The organism is Paenibacillus sp. FSL K6-4396 (assembly GCF_038002525.1).
Classification (GTDB): domain Bacteria; phylum Bacillota; class Bacilli; order Paenibacillales; family Paenibacillaceae; genus Paenibacillus; species Paenibacillus amylolyticus_B.
Map to the genome: position 1 here is coordinate 2,775,685 of NZ_JBBOCR010000001.1, position 20,431 is coordinate 2,796,115.

Annotated in this window: 19 protein-coding genes; 13 read left to right on the forward strand and 6 right to left on the reverse strand. The window is 47.2% G+C overall.

The window, feature by feature from the left end; genetic code table 11:
- The first annotated feature begins 4 nt into the window (after positions 1-4).
- The 4 genes from treP (at position 5) to MHB85_RS12725 (ending at position 3,732) form a co-directional block, all read left to right on the forward strand.
- Positions 5-2,023, forward strand: a complete 2,019-nt coding sequence (gene treP / locus MHB85_RS12710) for a PTS system trehalose-specific EIIBC component (RefSeq protein ID WP_192132025.1) — start codon at positions 5-7, stop codon at positions 2,021-2,023.
- A gap of 222 nt (positions 2,024-2,245) precedes the next feature.
- A complete protein-coding gene (locus tag MHB85_RS12715; RefSeq protein WP_091016899.1) occupies positions 2,246-3,094 on the forward strand; it encodes a chemotaxis protein in 849 nt (282 codons plus the stop codon).
- 79 nt (positions 3,095-3,173) lie between these two features.
- Entirely contained in the window at positions 3,174-3,452 is a 279-nt protein-coding gene (locus MHB85_RS12720) for a YkgJ family cysteine cluster protein (protein WP_192132026.1), read from the forward strand.
- A 76-nt stretch (positions 3,453-3,528) separates the two neighbouring features.
- Positions 3,529-3,732 carry a hypothetical protein gene (locus MHB85_RS12725; protein ID WP_017688872.1) on the forward strand — a complete coding sequence of 68 codons (204 nt, stop codon included), beginning with the start codon at positions 3,529-3,531 and terminating at the stop codon, positions 3,730-3,732.
- An 85-nt stretch (positions 3,733-3,817) separates the two neighbouring features.
- On the opposite strand, the gene MHB85_RS12730 is transcribed toward MHB85_RS12725, so the two are convergent.
- The 3 genes from MHB85_RS12730 to MHB85_RS12740 form a co-directional block, all read right to left on the reverse strand.
- On the reverse strand, positions 3,818-4,177 hold the full coding sequence (locus MHB85_RS12730) for an AbrB family transcriptional regulator (RefSeq protein ID WP_192132028.1): 360 nt from the start codon (positions 4,175-4,177) through the stop codon (positions 3,818-3,820).
- 4 nt (positions 4,178-4,181) lie between these two features.
- Entirely contained in the window at positions 4,182-5,492 is a 1,311-nt protein-coding gene (locus tag MHB85_RS12735) for an MFS transporter (RefSeq protein ID WP_341073021.1), read from the reverse strand.
- Positions 5,493-5,569: 77 nt separating this feature from the next.
- Positions 5,570-6,274, reverse strand: a complete 705-nt coding sequence (locus tag MHB85_RS12740; protein WP_341073022.1) for an O-methyltransferase — start codon at positions 6,272-6,274, stop codon at positions 5,570-5,572.
- Between the two features lie 138 nt (positions 6,275-6,412).
- On the opposite strand from MHB85_RS12740, the gene MHB85_RS12745 reads away from it, so the two are divergent.
- Positions 6,413-7,309, forward strand: coding sequence for a LysR family transcriptional regulator (locus MHB85_RS12745; protein ID WP_192132032.1), 897 nt, complete (start codon positions 6,413-6,415; stop codon positions 7,307-7,309).
- A gap of 127 nt (positions 7,310-7,436) precedes the next feature.
- Here the strand turns inward: MHB85_RS12745 and MHB85_RS12750 are convergent, their stop codons facing one another.
- Together MHB85_RS12750 and MHB85_RS12755 are read right to left on the reverse strand one after the other, a co-directional pair.
- A complete protein-coding gene (locus tag MHB85_RS12750) occupies positions 7,437-8,153 on the reverse strand; it encodes a YoaK family protein (RefSeq protein ID WP_192132035.1) in 717 nt (238 codons plus the stop codon).
- An 85-nt stretch (positions 8,154-8,238) separates the two neighbouring features.
- Complete coding sequence (locus MHB85_RS12755) at positions 8,239-9,117, reverse strand: prolyl oligopeptidase family serine peptidase (RefSeq protein WP_091017721.1); 879 nt, start codon at positions 9,115-9,117, stop codon at positions 8,239-8,241.
- 245 nt (positions 9,118-9,362) lie between these two features.
- On the opposite strand from MHB85_RS12755, the gene MHB85_RS12760 reads away from it, so the two are divergent.
- Together MHB85_RS12760 and MHB85_RS12765 are read left to right on the forward strand one after the other, a co-directional pair.
- Positions 9,363-10,106, forward strand: a complete 744-nt coding sequence (locus MHB85_RS12760; protein WP_105598476.1) for a GTP pyrophosphokinase — start codon at positions 9,363-9,365, stop codon at positions 10,104-10,106.
- A 6-nt stretch (positions 10,107-10,112) separates the two neighbouring features.
- Positions 10,113-11,348, forward strand: a complete 1,236-nt coding sequence (locus MHB85_RS12765; RefSeq protein ID WP_192132037.1) for a multidrug effflux MFS transporter — start codon at positions 10,113-10,115, stop codon at positions 11,346-11,348.
- A 138-nt stretch (positions 11,349-11,486) separates the two neighbouring features.
- Here the strand turns inward: MHB85_RS12765 and MHB85_RS12770 are convergent, their stop codons facing one another.
- A complete protein-coding gene (locus MHB85_RS12770) occupies positions 11,487-12,095 on the reverse strand; it encodes a hypothetical protein (RefSeq protein WP_341073023.1) in 609 nt (202 codons plus the stop codon).
- A 295-nt stretch (positions 12,096-12,390) separates the two neighbouring features.
- Between MHB85_RS12770 and MHB85_RS12775 the strand changes: the two genes are divergently transcribed.
- From MHB85_RS12775 to MHB85_RS12800, 6 genes are all read left to right on the forward strand, one after another.
- Positions 12,391-13,362, forward strand: coding sequence for an iron-hydroxamate ABC transporter substrate-binding protein (locus MHB85_RS12775; RefSeq protein ID WP_341073024.1), 972 nt, complete (start codon positions 12,391-12,393; stop codon positions 13,360-13,362).
- 165 nt (positions 13,363-13,527) lie between these two features.
- Complete coding sequence (locus MHB85_RS12780; RefSeq protein WP_341073025.1) at positions 13,528-14,148, forward strand: flavin reductase family protein; 621 nt, start codon at positions 13,528-13,530, stop codon at positions 14,146-14,148.
- Between the two features lie 241 nt (positions 14,149-14,389).
- Positions 14,390-15,544: a type III polyketide synthase gene (locus MHB85_RS12785; RefSeq protein WP_341073026.1), complete on the forward strand. Its 1,155-nt coding sequence runs from the start codon at positions 14,390-14,392 to the stop codon at positions 15,542-15,544.
- Between the two features lie 113 nt (positions 15,545-15,657).
- Positions 15,658-17,904, forward strand: coding sequence for an MMPL family transporter (locus tag MHB85_RS12790; RefSeq protein ID WP_341073027.1), 2,247 nt, complete (start codon positions 15,658-15,660; stop codon positions 17,902-17,904).
- A 191-nt stretch (positions 17,905-18,095) separates the two neighbouring features.
- Positions 18,096-19,115 (forward strand): dienelactone hydrolase family protein, encoded by a 1,020-nt coding sequence (locus MHB85_RS12795; RefSeq protein WP_341073028.1) that lies wholly within the window; start codon positions 18,096-18,098, stop codon positions 19,113-19,115.
- Between the two features lie 108 nt (positions 19,116-19,223).
- The gene (locus MHB85_RS12800) at positions 19,224-20,339 is read left to right on the forward strand and encodes a rhamnogalacturonan acetylesterase (RefSeq protein WP_341074225.1); all 1,116 of its coding nucleotides are present in this window, start codon (positions 19,224-19,226) and stop codon (positions 20,337-20,339) included.
- Positions 20,340-20,431 lie beyond the last annotated feature (92 nt).

Below are 20,431 nucleotides of genomic sequence, written 5' to 3' on the forward strand. Positions count from 1 at the left end.
CACTATGGCAATTGATAAAAAACAGGTTGAGGAGATCGTCCGGGCAGTCGGTGGCAAAGAGAATATTGAAGCTGCTACACACTGTGTTACACGACTCCGGTTTGCCCTGTATGATGAGAGTAAAGTGGATACTGAAAGTCTGGATCAGAATGATCTGGTTAAAGGACAGTTCTCTTCCCAAGGACAATTCCAGGTCGTTATTGGGCCTGGTCTGGTGGATAAGGTCTATGATGAGATGATTCAGATTACCGGGGGAGATCGTTCTTCCAAGGATGATGTGAAGGCGGTTGCTGGTAAAAAGCAAAATCCAATTCAGCGAGCGATTAAAACACTCTCGGATATTTTCATTCCAATCTTGCCAGCAATCATTACGGCAGGACTTTTGCTCGGGATTAACAATATTCTGACAGGTCCAGGTATTTTCTTTGATGGAAAATCGCTAGTGGATGTTTATCCAGCCTGGAAGGATCTTGCGTCCATTATTAATACGATCGCAAGTACAGCCTTCACGTTCCTGCCGGCTCTAATCGGTTGGGCAGCTGTAAAAAGGTTCGGCGGCAGTCCGCTGCTCGGGATTGTGCTTGGTCTCATTCTGGTACATCCCGATCTGCTGAGTGCATATGGTTATGCTGATGCCGTAAATGAAGGTACAGTGCCAACATGGAATTTGTTTGGTTGGGAGATTGAGAAGATCGGTTATCAAGGGCAGGTTCTGCCGGTACTGGTATCGGCCTATCTGCTTGCGAAGATGGAAATTTTCCTGAATAAAAGGGTACATGATTCAATTAAACTGCTGGTCGTTGCACCAGTCACGTTGCTGATTACCGGATTCCTTGCATTTACGATTATTGGACCGGTTACATTTGCTATTGCAAATGCAATCACTTCAGGCCTGATCTATGTATACGATTCCTACGCGGCGCTGGGTGGTCTGATCTACGGTGGTCTATACGCTTTGCTCGTTATCACCGGTATGCATCACACGTTCCTTGCGGTGGATGTTCAGCTCATTGGTAGTCAGGGCGGTACGTTCCTGTGGCCGATGCTGGCATTGTCCAACATCGCACAGGGTTCGGCGGCACTTGCGATGATGCTTGTCTTGCGTGAGAAGAAAATGAGAGGACTTGCAGCAACGTCCTCGGTGTCGGCCTTCCTCGGGGTAACCGAGCCGGCGATCTTTGGTGTTAACATCCGTTACCGTTATCCATTTATCTTTGGTATGATCGGTTCCGCGATTGGTGGTGTGTTGCTGACGATGAATAATGTTCAGGCAACCTCCATCGGTGTAGGTGGCGTACCGGGATTCCTGTCGATTTTCCCTAACAAATGGGGCGTCTTCTTCATCGGCATGGCGATTGTCCTGGTTGTACCATTTGTACTGACCGTCCTTTTTGGCAGAGCCAAACTGAGAAAAGAAGATCGTAATGAAAGTAATGAAACCGTTGCTGAGCCTAAAGCGGCTACATCGCAGTCCGCTTCGGGTGTTACCTCTTCAACTACAAAAACAGATCCAAACCAGCGCACACGTAGTGCAGCTCAAGTAGGGGACGAAGCAGTGAATACGCTGGAAATCATGGCGCCATTAACAGGTCAGGCCGTATCACTGGAGCAAGTACCAGATCCGGCTTTTGCCGAGAAACAGATGGGTGAAGGTGTAGCGATTGAACCTTCCGGCAACGTTGTTGTTGCCCCGTTTGATGCTCAGGTAGCTCATGTAATCAAAAGTAAACATGCGGTGATTCTTGAACACGCAAGTGGATTACAAGTTCTGATCCATGTCGGGATTAATACAGTATCCCTCAAGGGTGAAGGCTTCAACATGCATGTGGAAGCTGGCGAGCATGTAAAGGCTGGACAAAAACTGTTGGAGTTTGATCGTAAGGTAATTGAAGATGCGGGATACCCGCTGATTACACCGATTATCATTCCAGATGGTCAAGATATGGTTGAACGGGTGGAAGTCACCACAGGTGATGTTACATCTAATCAAAATGGTGTGTTGAAGGTTCATCTGAAAGGTTAATTGAATACAACAACAAGAAGGGGCTGCATGATGCGCAGCTCCTTTTTGCTGTATGATCGTTATTTTCATGGTTATCATGGTAAACTGTATATAAAATGGAAGAATCACATTTTTAAAATAATGGTGGTTGGAAAGGTTCTAACAAAGCAAGCTTCAGGCATGTTCGAGTCGTGGCGTTCATATGGTGGAGAAAGAGTTCCTAGATCGATGAGGAGGAGAGCCATGACACGTATTGCGGTGATGGTCATTCATGGGCTGGGTATGCGGAAGGATGGGTACGCGGACAAGCTGATTGCTTGTTTGCATAAGGAATTGGACAAGGTGATGGTCTTGCCTGGAGCCTCTAAACAGATGGTGGATATCGAACCTGTATATTGGGCGGATGTATTTGAGGAGCGGGAAGAGGCTCTCTTTCAACAGCTCGTCAGCTCTCCGGGATTGAACTTTCAGGCGTTGCGCCGATTTGTAATCCATTACCTGGCTGATGCGGTTGCATATCAACCTGTGGAAAATCAAGGCCATAACTATGATGCCGTACATCGAACGTTGAATCAGGCGATGCATACCCTTGCACAGCGTAACGGACCCGAAGCTCCGCTCTGTGTGGTTGCCCATAGTTTGGGTGCCGTAATCGCCAGTAACTTCTTCTACGATCTGCAATATCCGTCCAGTCGTGTTCCTGAAGTTGTGGATGTGAACTCGGCTTTGGAGCGGGGCGACACCCTGACCAATTTTTACTCGTTTGGTACAACCCTGCCCTTATGGAGTTTGCGTTACCATGACTTTAGTTGCCCAATTCAGGTGCCCTCTTCCCATGTGAATCACTATTATGCCGGGCTGGAAGGGGAATGGGTGAACTTCTACGATCGGGATGATATTCTGGGTTATCCATTACGCCCCATTGATCCCGCTTATGAGAAAGCGGTTAAAGAAGACATTGAAGTGAACTCTGGCGGCGTGGCGATGAGTTGGAATCCGCTAAGTCATGGGGGGTATTTTTCGAATCGAAGCATGAATCGGAGAATGGCTCAGGGGCTCGCTCGAACCTGGACCTGGATAAATCGCTCATAATTAAGAGGTAGTTCAAAAACTGAAAATCGGTCTTTTTGAACATGTATTGTAAGTGTATTGAAATTAGGAGGGTATATGTATGGAATGCAGGACAGGCTGTGCCGCATGTTGTATCGCGATTTCCATATCATCACCGATACCGGGCATGGCTCATGGCAAGCCGGCAGGTGTACGTTGTGTGCAGCTTACGAATGATAATCGCTGCGGAATTTTTGGCCAAAAAGATCGTCCTGCGGTATGCAGTGGATTGCAAGCTGAGGAAGAGATGTGTGGTAGCACCGATCAGGAAGCATTTGATATTCTAACCTGGTTGGAGCAAGAAACTGCACCGACCGTGATTGCGCCGAAAGTAGTTTAAGTGACTTGTTTTAATTAATTAGGATAATTATACTTAATATGGAAGATGGTCGATCTAGAGAGGAGATGCGAATATAATGGGGCTTGTTAAACGTTTTGTATTGGTTGTTGTGAATATGATCGGAGAGTTATGGATGGGCTTTTACCGACGTAACTCGGATTATTATGATCATCAGACTTCGGAGTCCAAAAGTAAGATTGGCTATTATGCATTCATTATTGGGGCAACAGTGGTTACGGTGGGCATTGTAGGCTGGATGTACAACCGAATTTATTCATAAGTAGTCATTATACTTAAAATTGAATGAGGCCAAATGCTGAAGATGAGTCTGTACAAATAAAAGAGAGTATCCGCAGGATGTGACATCAAATGGATACTCTTTTTGGCATGGAATCACGCAGGAATATGATCATACTCATCACGTTTAAGAGGGAGGCTGGCAGGCTGGGTGTGTGCATCGTTGTGCTTAATTGAACGACACATATGACAATCATGGGACCCAGCATAAAGGTCGTCGGAAATCGGAGTTTGCGTGCAACCCATGCACCCGTTTCACAGAGCGGAGCATAGAGAAGAATCTCGGGGAAAAGGGTTTCCCACGTTGCTACGTCAAGAGATTCAGGTATGCATCCAGGTTCAATGAAGGATTCATGTTCATGTGGGACCACTCCTGGTGATGAGATACGTTGCGTTATCTGTGGAACAACCAGACTGCTACTGTTCAACTCATTAAGATCCTGCGAGAGCCCTAGCGGAAGGTTTGGGTTCTCTGAGCATTACAAAGTACATCAGTGATGAAATAACGTATAGACAGCCTGTGATGCTGAAAGTGATCGCGTAACCCCAGTATGTTCCATATGTGGTGACCAGATAGGATTGAACAGGTCCCATGGTCGCCCAACCAATCATAAACGAGGTCTGCATCAGTGAATTGGCAATGCCGCGGCGTTTGTCCGAGATCCGATCCACCAGTATGGCTGAATGAATGGGATTGGCTGCGTTCATCAATGCTTGTCTGAACAAGAAACTGAGCGAAGCGATGAACAACAGATTGGTGAAACCTGTTAATAGAAGGAAGGGCAGCGACATGACCTGGAAAATGACAACGGCTCTTACGCTTCCGACCTTTGCTGCCAGGGTAGGACCAATCAGCATGGATACAATCGTCATAATCTGACCAAGTGCAATCAGTAAGCTCATGCCGCTGAGAGAAACCGAGAACCGATTGGTGAAATACAGATTCAAATACGGTACAACCAGTCCGGAACCTAATCCAATTAACAACTGAGTCACTATAAACTGACCAATCAGTCGGGAATCTTTTTTCTTGGTGATCGAATCATTCGTGTTGGCGGTATTCGTCAAACTTTCTTTTAGATTTGTATTGGGTTGAAGATCTGATTGTGCCGGAATGGTTGTCTGCGGAGCAGCCTTGCCTTCGGTTACAAATAACAGTGGAATAAACGCAGCCAGTGTTGCTGCACCACCGACAAATAAAACCGTCTGCAATCCGGTCACTTTGGCGAGTCCTGCCGTATGTAACAAATCTGCAAATACGCCGCCACCCAGGCTACCAAGAACCTGGGAAGCGAGCACAAGGGATGAATAATAACTGAACATCTTCAGCCGCTGGCTTTTTTTGACGTTTTCCGCCAGATAAGGAATGGCCAATACTTGGAATACCCCAGCGAAAAGGCCAGAAAATACCGCGAACCAAATCAGTCCTGTAGCTGAATAATCGAAGGAGCGTCCGATTAGAAAGATTCCGCTGAATAATGCCCCGGTAATGAGTAATCGCTTGCGGCTGAACAGATCACCGCATAGACCGATAGGAACAAACATAATGGCTGTTGCGAGTGATTGAATACTTACAATCTGGCCGTTCATTGTATCATTATAGCCCAGACCCTGAATGTACAGATTGTACAAGACAGAGAACATGCCATTTCCGATCTGATACAGAATGCTAGCCAGGAAAAACAGTTGAATATTGCGGGACCAGCCGCGAATTTCATCATTAATATGTTGTAAAACTCTCAAGTGGTTCCCCCCAGTCTGCCTGTGCAGTGATTCCAGTTTAACAGGAAAGGGGAATTTGCGGAAGAATTGACCACTGTTTATTTTGGTTCAGGGGCATCAATCACACGAGCAATGACGAATCCATCGTAACCTTTGCTACCGACGGTTTGCAGTGCTGTAGCTTCAAGCCGAGGGTGATCCGCGATCAACTGCAGGAATGATCGAACACCTTGAACTCTAGGGTCTGTGCTGTCTGTGCGGATCACTTCACCGTCCCTGACGATATTATCACCAATAATAAGACTTCCCGGCCGAGTCAGTCGCAGGGCCCATCTCAGATAATCGGGATTACTCGGTTTGTCAGCATCGATGAAGATCATATCAAACGGTTCCCTGTATTCTTCCTGAACATCGGGAAGGGTGGTTAGGGCAGGACCAACTCTCAGGTCTACCTTGTGCAACAGTCCTGCTCGTGTGAGATTGGCTCGAGCCAAGTCTGCATGGTGTGATTCCGATTCCAGGGAGACGATACGTCCGTGTTCAGGCAGCGCTCTTGCCATCCAGATGGTACTGTATCCACCTAATGTGCCGATTTCAAGTACACGGGATGCGCCTTGGATTTGCAGCAGGAGCTGAAGCAGCTTTCCTTGATTTGGTGTTACGTCATGTGCAGGGAGTCCAGCTTCGGCATTGCTTTGCAGTGTATGTTCCAGCAGGGAATCTGATGGAATCAGCAGATCATTCATGTAGTCGTCGACTTGAGTCCAGGTATGCTGTAGGTTGGTCGTATTTATATTATTCATCTTCACATGTTCCTTTCCTTGTTTCATGTATTGGATTTCATATTTCAACTATAAATGGAGTGGATATATAAATAAAATATATATTATGTATGTTAATATAACTTTAGATTATGTAATTGACGTGGAAGAGGTGTAAACATGAATCTGCATGGATTACGATTATTTCATGCCATTGTGAGATATGGCGGGGTCACTCGTGCCGCAGAGGAACTAAATATTAGTCAGCCTGCGGTATCTTCTCAGGTGAAGAAATTTGAACGTGAATTAGGAATCCAGCTTTTTGTTTCGGAGGGAAGAAGACTGGTGCTTACGGATGCGGGGATACAGTTAACAGGATATGCGGAACGTCTGTTCATGCTGGAGCAGGATGTTGAGAATTTTGTGCAGGATTTTCGGGAGGGCAAGAAAGGACTGATCCGTCTTACAGCAACCTACTTGCCTTCGAATTTTCTGTTGCCGGTCTGGATTGCGCGGTTTAAGCAAATGCACGAGGATGTGGAGATTGTTGTGAGCACAACCAACACCCGGATGGCATTTGACCAGTTGCTTCGTTATGAGGCAGAGATTGCAGTGTATGGTGGAAGTGGCATTACACATGCGGGTGTCCAATGGGATGAATTGTTTGACGATGAGATGTGGTTTGTTGTGCACCCTGACCATCCGTATGCGGGAAAAGAAATCGAGCTGCATGAGATGATGGCAGAACCGTTCATCATGCGCGAAGAAGGCAGTGCCACGCGTGAGAGACTCGTTTCCCTTTGCACTACAAATAACCTGGCCGCTCCCCGCATTGCGCTTCAGTTCAACGGGCTGAACGAAACGATTAGTGCGGTGAAGGCAGGTTATGGGGCCAACTTTATATCTTCTTTGGTTGTGAACGAAGATGTGCAGCAAGGCAGGCTGGCACGTGTGTTTGTTCGAGGTATACAGCTGAGAAATACGGTTGCTGTATGTACACGAGCCGGGGAGGTATTATCACCTGCTGCACAGCATCTTGTCAAGCTTATCCGCCAAGAGGCGTCTTTGATGAAATAAATAGCGTGATTGTACTTAAAATAACTTAAAATAACTTAAAATATGTGTTTAAAAAGACCAGTTTTCAGTACCCTAAAGCGGACTTTTGAACAGCCTTTTAAAAATGAATGGGTTGCTTCTTCAACTATTAACTTTCGCTTTGTTGTGATGTTCCCCATGCATGTAATCGGGCGTATAGGGTTACGCCGCCAATGATCAGGACAGGAATCCAGACTGCAATCATGGGCACACGGTGGAATAACAATGCGGCTGCAATGACGCCGATCAAATAGATGACAACAGCACCTGCACGAAGGTAGGAGTCTGTGGACAAGGCTTTGGCTAACGATCGGATATTGGCATGTCGCAGCTTTTTGAGGATGCTTACGGTATCCTCAACCACAGCGGCCAAATTATTGGTGAGCACAGTTGTTGAGATGCCAGCAATGCCAATGCGGCGTGCCGCAGTTGTTTGCATCCCCATTGCAACGGCTAGGATGACAATTAACAGATAAGACAGTTGTTCTGAAAATGGACTAATCATGGCGATGGCGAACAGCAGGAGCAATATGCTTTCAACAGTAAATACGGCTGTGACCTTGGAGGACCAGCCATTTTTGGTCTGCACATGTCCAACCATATGTGCTGCAATGGCATTGCCGGCAATAAAACCAATGAGAGCAAGCAATGACCGAATTACAACAAATTCCTGAGCACGGGCAATGGCAATACCCAACAAAACAATATTTCCCGTCATATTGGCTGTGAGCACATGCCCCAGTCCCAGATATCCGATCAGATCCACCATTCCGGCAGACATACAGAGAAGCAGCATGGCGTATTTTTGGAGGGTGCTTTGATTCATCCTATCCGTCCTTTCAAAAAAACGTAGCCCCTCTAGTATACAGCCATAACCCATGCTTCTTCAAAATGAATTCATAGTGCAAGATTTAAGGTGCAGCGAGCCAATCAAACATATTGTTCACTGCTGACTCATGTATTTTCTCGTGAAAATGATGATCCTGCCCGCCATAAGCGTGAAATGTGACATCCGCACCTCGGCGCTTAAGCCAGTGATACATTCGGGTTCCATGGCTATAGTTCACCTGTGTATCTGATGTACCATGCATGATCAGCACCGGACAAGATAGTTTGTTCGCTTTGGATAAGGGAGAACGGGCGAGATAAGCTTCCGGAGCTGTGCGAGGGGAACCACCTAATACCCGCTTCAATGTGCGCCTCAGGTCGGTTCGCTCATGGTAAGTGCGTTCCACATCGGCGACACCGCTCCAAAGAACTAACTTATGTACTTTGTCCGGTCCCTCATTATAGGCAGTTGCGGTATGTACAGCATTAATGGCCCCACGTGAGAACCCCATTAACGATATCCGTGTCCGGTCGACAAAAGGTAAACGCTGCATCAACCGGTATGCGGCATGCACATCTTCGACATCTTTCCCGCCATACTCGTCACGGCCTTCACCACCTTCGTTGCCACGATAGGATGGGGCGAACACGATATAACCTTTATGTACAAATTGCTCAAGCCAAACGGTATTTACCCCGCCATAGCTGCCAAGTCCGCCGCGACAATAGATCAGCACAGGCCATTGTTCCGGTATATTATCCGTATCATGCATTGTTGCAGAAGGGTAGTGGCTGGCGAGTGGTTGCAAATGTAGAGATGTATGTATTGAAGCGAATTTCGGAAAGGCAGAGGAGACAGAGTCGAAATGAGAAGTTTCATATGTCGTGATATCAGGTAATGAACAACCTTGTGGCAGGTATAAATAAGCTTTAACCCGAAGTGTATCGGATGAATACGTCACTTGATAGAGCAGGAAAATCAACCTCTTTCATCGGTAATAACAGGCCAAATGACAGGGATGTTTCTATAGGATGCACGTAAAATAAGTTCCCATACCTTCCACGCTGGATCGCCAGCCCAAATGTGAGAAATTCGTTTATTGGCTCCATATGATTTATAATGGTTCAGGAGACATGTGGATTGACCGCTTGTTCTCATATTCATAAAACTAATTTTAGTGTGCAGAAAGAAAGGGAGAAAGCCATGATGAACGCTCCACATCCAATCGATCAATTCAAGAAATTCAAATATGAAATTACCAGATTTATGATGATCTATAAATTTGCTCTGGATCAAATGGAGACCAAGATTGAAGTCCTGAAGGAAGAATTCCAGTCTCTGCATGATTACAGTCCAATTGAGCATACAAAGTCCAGACTGAAATCTCCTGAGAGCATTATGAACAAGATGTTCCGCAAAAATCATGAGTTAACATTTGAGAGCATCAAGCAAAATATCAAGGATATCGCCGGGGTACGGATTACATGTTCCTTTATCTCGGATATCTATCGCATTAAGGATATGCTGTGCAACCAGAGTGATCTGCGTGTACTGGAGGTCAAAGACTACATCGAGAATCCAAAGCCAAACGGCTACCAAAGCCTTCACCTTCTGGTGGAAGTGCCTGTGTACATGTCCAATGGTGAGGAACGAGCATGTGTGGAGATCCAGATCCGTACAATCGCGATGGATTTCTGGGCGAGTCTGGAGCATAAGATTTTTTATAAATACAATAAGGATGTTCCCGAGCATTTGACCAAGGAACTGAAAAGTGCGGCAGATTCGGCAAATGCACTGGATCAACAGATGGAGCGACTTCACCGGGAAATTCAGGAGATTAAGGACGCCGATAACGAGCGGGATGAAGAAGAGTTGCGCCGTATTATTATTAACAATCAACAGTTCACACTGCCGTCCAACCTGCTCAAGCTACTGGGTAGCGGAGAGTAATATTTGATGAAGAGTACAATGGCTTCATTGAACACAAACTCCACATCCCGTGTACGGATGGCTTTAATTCTGGGGACGTTGTCGGCCTTCGGGCCGTTGTCCCTGGATATGTATTTACCCGCATTACCTACACTGGCTGATGAGTTTGGTTCATCTACTTCGTATGCTCAACTCAGTCTGACGGCGTGTATGATTGGACTTGCGGTTGGACAGTTGCTTGCCGGACCTCTAAGTGATGTACGTGGTCGGCGAACACCGCTCATTGCAGGACTTGTGCTCTATACTATCGCCTCCATACTTTGCCTGGTCAGCCCGACGATGGGCTCTTTTGTTGTGCTGCGGTTCATTCAGGGTGTAGCTGGAGCGGCAGGGATTGTCATCTCGCGCGCAATCGTCAGAGACGTATATTCAGGCCCGGAACTGACACGGTTCTTCTCCCTGTTGATGCTGATTAACGGCGTAGCCCCGATTGCTGCACCGATCATTGGTGGACAAATGTTGACATATACGTCATGGCACGGCGTATTTATTTTGCTTAGCCTCATCGGTATTCTGACGCTGTTGGCTGTTATTTTCGGCCTTGGAGAGACATTGCCCTCCAACCGCAGATCAAGCGGGGGATTGAAACAGACCCTGATTACGTTTCGGCAAATCGCAGGGGATCGTCAGTTTATGGGTTATGCGTTAACCCAGGGGTTCGTAGCCGCTGGCATGTTTGCCTACATATCCGGTTCACCGTTTGTGCTTCAGAAGATATACGGGGTATCGCCGCAAATATTCAGTGTTTGCTTTGCCATAAACGGGCTTGGTATTATTCTGGCCAGTCAGGTTGCCGGCAGACTTGCAGGTAAGGTATCTGAGACCCGGCTGTTAATCGCGGGGCTGCTAACCGCGGCGCTCGGAGGAACTTCACTGCTCATCGCCATTCTGGCTGAGGGTAATCTAATCTCTGTACTGATTCCGTTATTTCTGGTGGTATCCAGTGTTGGGTTGGTCAATACCGCGTCCTTCGCCTTGGCGATGGCCAATCAGGAGAAATCGGCAGGCAGTGCGTCTGCGCTTATTGGTGTGATGACGTTCCTGTTCGGTGGTATTGTCGCTCCCCTCGTAGGTCTCGGGGGAGAAGGCACAGCTGTGCCAATGGGAATCGTTATCGGGTGTGCTGATCTCGGTGCCTTGGTGATTTACTTCCTAATGGTCAGTAGAGGCAGGAAGCGCCAGAACGATCAAGTGTTGAGTTAAATGTACTGATTCTGAACACCTTGCGTTTATGGAGTCTTAAAATAGTGTAAAGTTATTTTGGGTTAAAGAACGAACAAGAGCCTCACTTGGAAGGAATTATGCTTCCAAGTGAGGCTCTTGCTGTAGGTAAGGACAAGTTTAGCAGAGCGCAAACAAAATTTGTGTATTGGACAGTATACCTGGCGTGAGGAATGGATAGAAGTACCCTACCACAAAACCAAACAGATTGATGGCAGGCCACATCAGGTACACATCATTGTATGTGAAGACAAGAGACCACCGGTTGTAGCAAAAGTTGGGCAGTGCACGTTCTTCGTTTTCTCGAGGTGCCGCTGCACCCGTCTGTGCAAATTGCACAGCTTGAGTAAGACTTTGCGGCTGTTGCTGGAGGAAGAGCGGAAGCAGACCCGGGCTGCTTTTGATCAGGTTATACAGAAAAATCATCTCTGCCGGAGGCTGACCTACCGGCCGGGGATAGGCACTAAGCAGCGTCGGCAGATTGCCTTGTGCCAGTTGCGCAGGTACGCCCGGTGCTGTACCCGGAATTGTACCCGGAATGCCTCCAGGGATATATGGACCGGGTCCTCCACCTGGAATGTATGGAGGATAGGAGCCTTGACCGCCAGGTATACCAGGAAACGTTGGACCACCCGGTGTGCCGCCACCGCCACCGCTTGGGAACAGTGGAGGCAATTGAAAGGAACGGTCTTCTCCATAACTTAGATAAGGGTTATATTCGTAATACATGTACAGAACATCCTTCCTGTCGTCGTATTCTGCATTTAGCATATGGCGGCATCCGCCTATAGGTGAATCTCGCCAAGAAGATTTTATATGATCCACTCGGGACATAATCGGATTGACAACTGGACTGATAACAATTATCATTGTCAATGGAAATGGTCAAATGTACATGCGGATATTATATGTATCAATAATAGTATCAATATTTTTGAACATTAAAATCTGTCACAATAACGCCGAATAAGGTGTTCATAATGAAATGAGAGGGGTTAACAAATTGCTTAAGAATAATAGAAAGATGATCATGCTTCTGATTACGGTGATGGTTATGTCCATCTGGTTGGCAGCGTGTGGAGCGAAGCCGGCAGAGAACGGAGCAGCAGGAGAGAACGATACAGCAACGGAGACAGAGACGCAAACAGAAGCCCCGACAGAACGCACATTGACAGATGCAATGGGACACAAAGTAACCATCCCGGCTAATCCGGAGCGTGTCATCGCGTCTTATCTTGAAGACAATTTGGTAACACTAGGTGTTAAGCCAGTTGCTCAGTGGTCGGTAGCCAACGGAATCCAGGAATATCTGCAAAAAGATCTGAATGGTATCCCGACGATTGCTTTTGATCTGCCTTTTGAAGCGGTAACAAGTTTTAACCCGGATCTGATTATTGTTGGTTCTGAAAGTGTGGTTGAAGGAGAAAAATACGAACAGTACAGTAAAATTGCACCTACTTATGTACTTGGCGATGAGATCAATAGCGACTGGCGTAAAACGTTACTGAAAATCGGTGAGATTTTGAATAAGAGTGATGAAGCGCAAAAAGCGCTGGATGATTACGAAGTTAAAGCTACAGAAATCAAGGAAAAGATCAATAACGTTACAGGTGGAACAAAATCAGCAGCGGCCATATGGTTGGTTAGCGGCAAGTTCTTTATTGTAAGTGACAACGTATCAAGTGGAGAAGTAATGTACAAAGAACTTGGACTTCTAGAGCCTGAAGTTGTAAAAGAAATCTCTGCCAATGCAACAGGTAACTGGTCTTCCATCTCTATGGAGAAGCTGGCGGAAATGGATGTAGACTACTTGTTCTTTGTTAATAGTGATGCAGGTACTGGAGCGGAAGCACTGAAAGATCCAGTGTGGCAAAGTATCCCGGCTGTGAAAAATGGCAATTTGTTTGAATTCACCCGGTCCAGCAGCTGGTTGTACAGCGGAGTTCAAGCGAACCTTCAAATTATGGAAGACATTCAGAACAGTATTGTTAAATAAGAAATAGTCGATATGAAAAAGCATGTTTCTACTTCCTGGTGCAATAGGCACCAGGGAGTTTTTTTGTTAATTCAGCATTTTACGTTATATAATAAATATGAGTGTGTGATCGTGTCTTGATGTGAATTGACACTTGTTACACGAGCAGGGAAGGGGATATTACATATGTATACATTGGATCCACGTGAAATAACGGGAAGAGATAACTATAAACTGATGAGTGGTTCGGTGGTGCCACGTCCAATTGCTTTTGTGACAACACGTTCAGATGAGAATGATGTAATCAATGCAGCGCCTTTCAGTTTCTTCAATGTGGTCAGTTCGGACCCACCGCTGTTATCCATATCCATTGCACGTAAAGACGGCATTATGAAAGATACTGCACGTAATGTACTTGCTCATCAAGAACTGGTCGTGCATATATGTGATGAAGCAATCATAGCAGAAGTAAATGAGACAGCAGCTATCCTTGAACCCCATGAAAGTGAGCTTGAACGGACGAAACTGTCTACAGTGCCAAGTACAAAGGTCACCGTGCCAGGAATAAAGGAAGCACTTATCCGGATGGAGTGTGAGCTGTATCAGCACATTCCCATTACCAACGATGATGGCAAACCGATGAGTGATCTGTTGCTGGTACGCATAGTGCAGTATCATTTCAGCGAACAAGTCTATAATCCGGAGAAGGGGTATATCCTGATGGATCATTTGAAACCAGTCAGCCGACTTGCGGGTAATGATTATGCCAAGCTCGGAGAGAGATTCACCATAATTCGACCTGAATAGTTATGAAAGATCCTATATGTAATTTGTGAAAGGGTTTAACCCTGTTGATAAAGGCGGACAACACATGCGAAACTCGCATAGGTTGTCCGCCTTTTGTTGTGATATGAACATAAACGGGACAGGGAGTGAATAGACTTGTACTATATCCTGCACATTTCTATATGAACCTATTTGATATATAGGATGTTTAAAAAGCCCACTTTTGATTACGAAAGACAAGACTATATAGGGGGTTAAGCCGATGAACCAGCTTGAGGAAAGTACAGGGGCAAGTATTATGGGAATAGGAACTGCGTGGCCTGCCCACCGTATTGAGCAAAAGGATGTATCTGCCCGTCTCGCACAAGCGCTGGAACATGAGCCGGATGCGAGAAGGTGGGCCAAACGAATCTTTAATCAGTGCGGTGTGGAAACTCGGTATACGTGTGAACCGAATCTGCTTGAGCCTGTTGATTCTTGCAGATATTTACCCTTTACCAATGCGGAGGAGGTCCCGACTACAGCCGAGCGTATGGCAAAATACAAAGCTGCTGCTGTTCCCCTTGGTCTGGAAGCGGCCGGACAGGCCCTTCAGGATGCAGACATATCCTCAACGGAACTTACACATCTCATTACGGTGAGTTGCACGGGGCAATTCCTGCCCGGACTTGATGTTCGGCTGATCCAGCAGCTTGAACTTTCACCGCAGATCAACCGGATTCCACTGGTGTTTCAAGGATGTGCAGCCGGTCTGAAGGCGATCCAACTGGCGAATTCCATTGTAACGACAGATCAGAAGGCTACGGTTCTCATCGTGTGTGTGGAACTATGTACACTTCACTTTCAGCCATCTGCCAAACGGGACGACCTGTATGCTGCATCGTTCTTCGGAGATGGCGCCTCTGCCTGTGTTATTGGTGCGTCTGGAACAGACCGCAATGAATGTTTTCGACTGGCCCGAGGGCACTCAACGCTGCTCCCGGATTGTGCAGAAGAAATGATCTGGGAAGTGGGCAATACAGGCTTTGATCTCTACCTGTCACCACAGATTCCCAAGCTGCTTGGTTTGCATCTCGGTCCAGAGGTAGAACGATTGCTCGAGGGGAGCGGTTTACCGGAAATATGGGCGATACATCCGGGAGGCAGAGGCATCGTGGATGCCGTTCAGAAGCTGTATCAGTTGACAGATGAGCAGGTCTCCTACAGCCGAAACATCCTGCGGGATTATGGCAACCTGTCGTCCGTGACGATTCTTTTTGTTCTTCAAGCCATCCGCGAGGATTATAGACAGAAGGAAGAACATTCCAGTGGGATCGCGCTGGCCTTTGGCCCGGGACTGACAGCAGAGTTACTTCCGTTTACATACATCCCTGCCCCCATAGCGAACAGAACACCTGTGAATCATGGCATCCAATAGTTCGCGAACCCGAGTGAAGGAGATATACACCCCAAGTGGTTGAATGTGCTTATGATCTTACCCTTACCGATGAATATAATCGAATACTAATCTGATCGCAGAGGAGCTTAGGTATGGGTTATCGCAGACTTGCTGCCTTCATCAGCCGATATCCGCGGTTCATTATTCTCTGCTGGGTATTTATCATCGGGATGTCAGCGGTCTGGGCATGGAAGTTACCTGACATTGTTCAGGATCACGGATTAAAACGGGTTCACGGGGATGCGCAAGCGGTTGGACTTGTTCTGGAGGAAGAATTCAGATCTCCTGCTGATCCGGTTATTCTGGTTTTTGAGAAAAAGGAAAATACCTCACCGTTACAGTTCCGGCAGTGGATCAAGGATCGTCTGACACAGGTTCAAGTGTTGCCTGCGGTAACTTCTATCACATCCCCTCTGGATGTTAGCGAAAGGGGGACGTTTCAAGACCATAGGGCATATGCCCTTGTGAAAATGGATGTACCTGCACATCAGATGGGTCCCCCACTGGAGCAGTTGCGCGCCGTGCTGGCAACAGACGGTCCAGGTACGGTGCAATTGACTGGAAAGGCAGTCGTGCAGCAGGATGTCAATCATCTGAGCTTTCGTGATCTGGAACGGGCAGAGATGGTGGGACTGCCGATTGCCCTGATCGTTTTGTGTTTTGCATTCAGGGGGCTATATGCCGCGTTGATTGCTGTCATGATGGGGATCAGTGCTGTGATTATCGCTATGGGAGTCACGTCACTCATTGGTTATCATCTGGAATTGTCCAACTTTATCATTAATGTGATTCCCATGGTGGGCATGGCACTGAGTATAGACTTTGCCCTGATCATTCTGAGCAGGTACAGGGAAGAAGTTCAGCGGGCCTATGAAGATGAAGGCAAAGCTAACGTTACGGGCAGCAGCCTGGATATGCAGAGCGAGATTTTGCGAAGCAAGATTCTTCAGCAAACATTACGTACAGCAGGCAGAGCGGTGTTGTTCTCAGCAGCTTGCGTGCTCCTTGGGCTGCTGGGTTTGCTCTGGATCAGATTGCCGATGTTTCTGAGTGTCTCCTTGGGAGCCATTATTGTTCTGCTCCTATCGTTACTATTAAATGTTACGCTGCTGCCAGCTCTGCTATCACTGTCTGCGAATGGTGTATTCAGGCGAAAGTTAGTCCATTGGTTACCTAGAGGTTCAGTCTGGCATCGATGGTCAGCGATGGTCATGAAACGACCAGTCAGTATGGCCATTGGAGGTACGGTTGTGCTGCTCCTGTGTGTTTATCCAGTAACCCGGCTGGAACTGTCCGTCCCGGATGCTTCTTCACTGCCAGAGAGAATGGAGTCCCGCCAAGCAGCAGAGCAGTTGCAATATGATCTGGGGCAAAAGAATACCTCCGCCATCGAGATCGTGATTGGCGGACAGCAGGAACTGTTGACTGCCTCTCACTGGCAGATGGCCCACAACAAAGCCCGTCAGCTACTGCAGGACTCAGGCGTATTGAGCATTGTTTCACCATGGGGCCTATTACAGCCGAATCAAAATGGCTCGCAGAGCATTTTTCAAATTCCACCGTCGGCGCTCACTCCTTCCATAGAAGGCAAGGAGTCAACCAGGACGACATGGCTGCGTTCAACGGTCTCTGATCATTCGATTCGATTGATAGCCACGGTGCACGGGGAGCCTGGTTCGGAACAGGTTGCAGACTGGCTGGAACGAATGAGGAAGAGCGATTATACACTTGGTTCCACCAACGTAAAACTACGTTATGGCGGGGAAGCTGCCGAGCAGGTTGAAATCATGCAGGAAGTCACAAGTCAACTGCCCAAAGTGCTAGTATTTGTAGTGGTATCCAATTATCTTGTGTTACTGGCAGCATTCAGATCTCTGCTCATACCAATCAAGGCAATTTTGATGAATCTGCTTAGCTTAGCCGCTTCATTTGGCATATTGGTGTGGGTGTTTAATGAAGGACATCTGGGGATGGAAACGTCAGCCATTGCCATTATGATTCCTGTATTCATTGCAGGATTGGTGTTTGGCATATCCATGGATTATGGTGTGTTTATGCTGAGCCGTATTCAGGAAGTGTATAGACGAACCGGAGACAGTGATGTGGCTGTCCAACAGGGATTAGCTTCTACAGGCCGTCTGGTTACCTCCGCAGCGGCCATTCTGCTTGCGGTGACCGTGCCGTTTGCTTTTGCTGAAGTCGCAGGTGTGAGGCAGTTAGGGATCGGAATCACGGCAGCGGTGTTGATTGACGTTACGTTGATCCGGCTAATACTGGTACCTGCATTGATGAAATTAATGGGCAGGTGGAACTGGTGGTTGCCAGGGCAGATAAAATGAAGGGTATTTCCGTAACCTGTCTTCAGGTTGGAGATATCCTTTTTTTGGCTAGAAATCGTGTGATTCCATTCAAAACAGGCAAACATGTTCAATTCATGGGTGACATCAATGTTCTATAATGGATGGGATTAATTCCATATGACAGTCTTATATCTACGTTATCCTACGAAAAACAGGAGGGACACAGGCCCATGTCTGATATTGAAGCCTATCTACAACAACAAACGAATCTTCGTGGTCGTTCCGCGTATCATGCAGATCAACCCCTGGAGTTATGGCGCAATCAGTTACGTACACGTGTGAAAGAACGGCTGGGCGGTTTTCCCACGATGGCGGCCGCGCTGAATCCTGTCTTACTGGAGCGCATTACATGTGACGGATATATTCGGGAGCGAATTGAAATTACGACCTATGCAGGACTTCGCATGCCAGTGTATTTATTAATTCCGGGTGATGGAAGCATTACCGAAAACAAGAGACCTGCTATCGTTGCTTGTCATGGGCATGGCTATGGTAGCCGGGAGATCTCTGGCATGGAACCGGATGGTTCACCACGGACTGGAGAGCCCGGATTACACAAGGATTTTGCAGTAGCGCTTGTGAAGCGTGGATATGTGGTTGCGGCTCCAGAGCTGCTCGGGTTCGGTGATCGAAGACTGGCAGAGGACCGCGATGCGCCACCAGGGGTAAGCTCTTGTACGAAGATTGCGGCGCATCTGCTCATGGTGGGGAAGACTCTCGCCGCTCATAGGGTGTATGAAACAACACGTGTACTGGATTATGTATCGACTCGGCCAGAAGTGGATTCGGAGCGAATTGGAAGCATGGGTATCTCGGGAGGTGGACTGGTGACCGCATTTACAGCCGCGTTGGATGAACGGTTCAGGGCAACTGTGGTAAGCGGTTATGCAAATACATTCCAGGGCAGCATATTGGATCGGAACCATTGTCTGGACAACTATGTGCCAGGTATCCTGCGTGAAGCGGAATTGCCGGATCTCATCGGCCTGATTGTGCCTAGGCCACTTTTTATTGAAGCCGGAAGTGATGATCAGGTGTTCCCAATCCATGCAGCGAAAGAGGCGTATGCCCGTTTGACACATATATATGAGCAGGCGGGAGCATCAGAATCACTGGATGCGGATTTCTTTACAGGTGGACATGAGATTAGCGGAGCTAAGGCTTATGACTGGCTTGATCAAGTTCTGTGAAGTTGTGGATCGTGCACCAATATAATTCTGATTCGAGAGGAGAATTCAGTGATGAAATGGTCAATATCGGTAAAGCTTCTGCTCTGTTTTGTTCTGTTTGCAAGTACAATGGGCATCGGTCTGGGAAGCAATGAAGGGCAAGTCGCCGTAGCGGCAACGGACAATTACAGATTTGATTTTGGTTCGGGTGCTGTTGAGAACGGTTACACAGGGGTGTCCGCAGGAGATGCCTATACGCCTACGAAAGGTTATGGCTTCAACACACCTGCACAGATGAGGAATGTGTCTGCCTCAGGAAGCGGGGTTAAGAGTGACGCTGTGCAGTTTCTGACGTACGGCACCAAGAGCACCAATACCTTCAATGTGAATCTGTCCAATGGCCTATATGAAGTTAAAGTGGTCCTTGGCAATACTGCCAGAGCCAGCGTGGCTGCAGAAGGTGTCTACCAGATCATCAATATGACGGGCAACGGGGCAACGGACCAGTTTCAAATTCCGGTGACTGACGGGCAATTAAACCTGCTGGTTACAGAAGGAAAGACAGGTACGGCCTTCACACTTAGTGCACTTGAAATCCGGAAGTTATCCAATCAGACCGTTACCAACCGCACGATCTACATTGGTGGTGATTCAACAGTTTGTAATTACTATCCGCTGGGTAGCAGTGTACAAGGAGGTTGGGGACAGCTGTTTCCGTTTTATGTGAACAATTCCACCTTCCAGGTTCGAAATATGGCGTCAAGTGGTCAATTTGCGAGAGGTTTCCGCGATGATGGTCAGATGGAAGCGATTCTGAAGTATATCAAGCCGGGAGACTATTTTATTTTGCAATTTGGAATTAACGATACCAATGCCAAGAATAATACAACGGAGGCGCAGTTCAAAGAGATTATGCGGGATATGGTGCGTCTGGCGAAAAACAAAGGAGCAACGGTTATCCTCTCCACGCCTCAGGGCCGGGCAACAGACTTTAATACAGCGAATGTACATCAAGCGGAGAACCGCTGGTACAATCAATCCACACGTGCACTCGCTCAGGAAGAGGGGGTTACCCTTCTTGAACTGAATAAGTTAAGTTCTGCCTATTTCACTTCAATTGGTCCTGCGGCAACACTTGCTCTGTATATGACAGGGGATAGTCTGCATCCGAATCGTCAAGGGGCTGCGGAGCTTGCACGTATTGTGGCTGCGGATCTAAGAAGACAGGGATTGAATGGATTCTGACTTTACTACTTAATCAGTCTGCATAATCAGTGTTGATCCGTGTATGAAAAATAAAAAAATACCCCCGGGAACATGCCGCGAAACGGGCGGCT

Excerpts from the sequence above, each read along its gene's own strand:
- treP (WP_192132025.1), top strand. The coding sequence starts at position 5 with ATGGCAATTGATAAAAAACAGGTTGAGGAGATCGTCCGGGCAGTCGGT.
- MHB85_RS12715 (WP_091016899.1), top strand. The coding sequence starts at position 2,246 with ATGACACGTATTGCGGTGATGGTCATTCATGGGCTGGGTATGCGGAAG.
- MHB85_RS12720 (WP_192132026.1), top strand. The coding sequence starts at position 3,174 with ATGGAATGCAGGACAGGCTGTGCCGCATGTTGTATCGCGATTTCCATA.
- MHB85_RS12725 (WP_017688872.1), top strand. The coding sequence starts at position 3,529 with ATGGGGCTTGTTAAACGTTTTGTATTGGTTGTTGTGAATATGATCGGA.
- MHB85_RS12740 (WP_341073022.1), bottom strand. The coding sequence starts at position 6,274 with ATGAATAATATAAATACGACCAACCTACAGCATACCTGGACTCAAGTC.
- MHB85_RS12745 (WP_192132032.1), top strand. The coding sequence starts at position 6,413 with ATGAATCTGCATGGATTACGATTATTTCATGCCATTGTGAGATATGGC.
- MHB85_RS12750 (WP_192132035.1), bottom strand. The coding sequence starts at position 8,153 with ATGAATCAAAGCACCCTCCAAAAATACGCCATGCTGCTTCTCTGTATG.
- MHB85_RS12760 (WP_105598476.1), top strand. The coding sequence starts at position 9,363 with ATGAACGCTCCACATCCAATCGATCAATTCAAGAAATTCAAATATGAA.
- MHB85_RS12765 (WP_192132037.1), top strand. The coding sequence starts at position 10,113 with ATGAAGAGTACAATGGCTTCATTGAACACAAACTCCACATCCCGTGTA.
- MHB85_RS12770 (WP_341073023.1), bottom strand. The coding sequence starts at position 12,095 with ATGTATTACGAATATAACCCTTATCTAAGTTATGGAGAAGACCGTTCC.
- MHB85_RS12775 (WP_341073024.1), top strand. The coding sequence starts at position 12,391 with ATGATCATGCTTCTGATTACGGTGATGGTTATGTCCATCTGGTTGGCA.
- MHB85_RS12780 (WP_341073025.1), top strand. The coding sequence starts at position 13,528 with ATGTATACATTGGATCCACGTGAAATAACGGGAAGAGATAACTATAAA.
- MHB85_RS12785 (WP_341073026.1), top strand. The coding sequence starts at position 14,390 with ATGAACCAGCTTGAGGAAAGTACAGGGGCAAGTATTATGGGAATAGGA.
- MHB85_RS12790 (WP_341073027.1), top strand. The coding sequence starts at position 15,658 with ATGGGTTATCGCAGACTTGCTGCCTTCATCAGCCGATATCCGCGGTTC.
- MHB85_RS12795 (WP_341073028.1), top strand. The coding sequence starts at position 18,096 with ATGTCTGATATTGAAGCCTATCTACAACAACAAACGAATCTTCGTGGT.
- MHB85_RS12800 (WP_341074225.1), top strand. The coding sequence starts at position 19,224 with ATGGGCATCGGTCTGGGAAGCAATGAAGGGCAAGTCGCCGTAGCGGCA.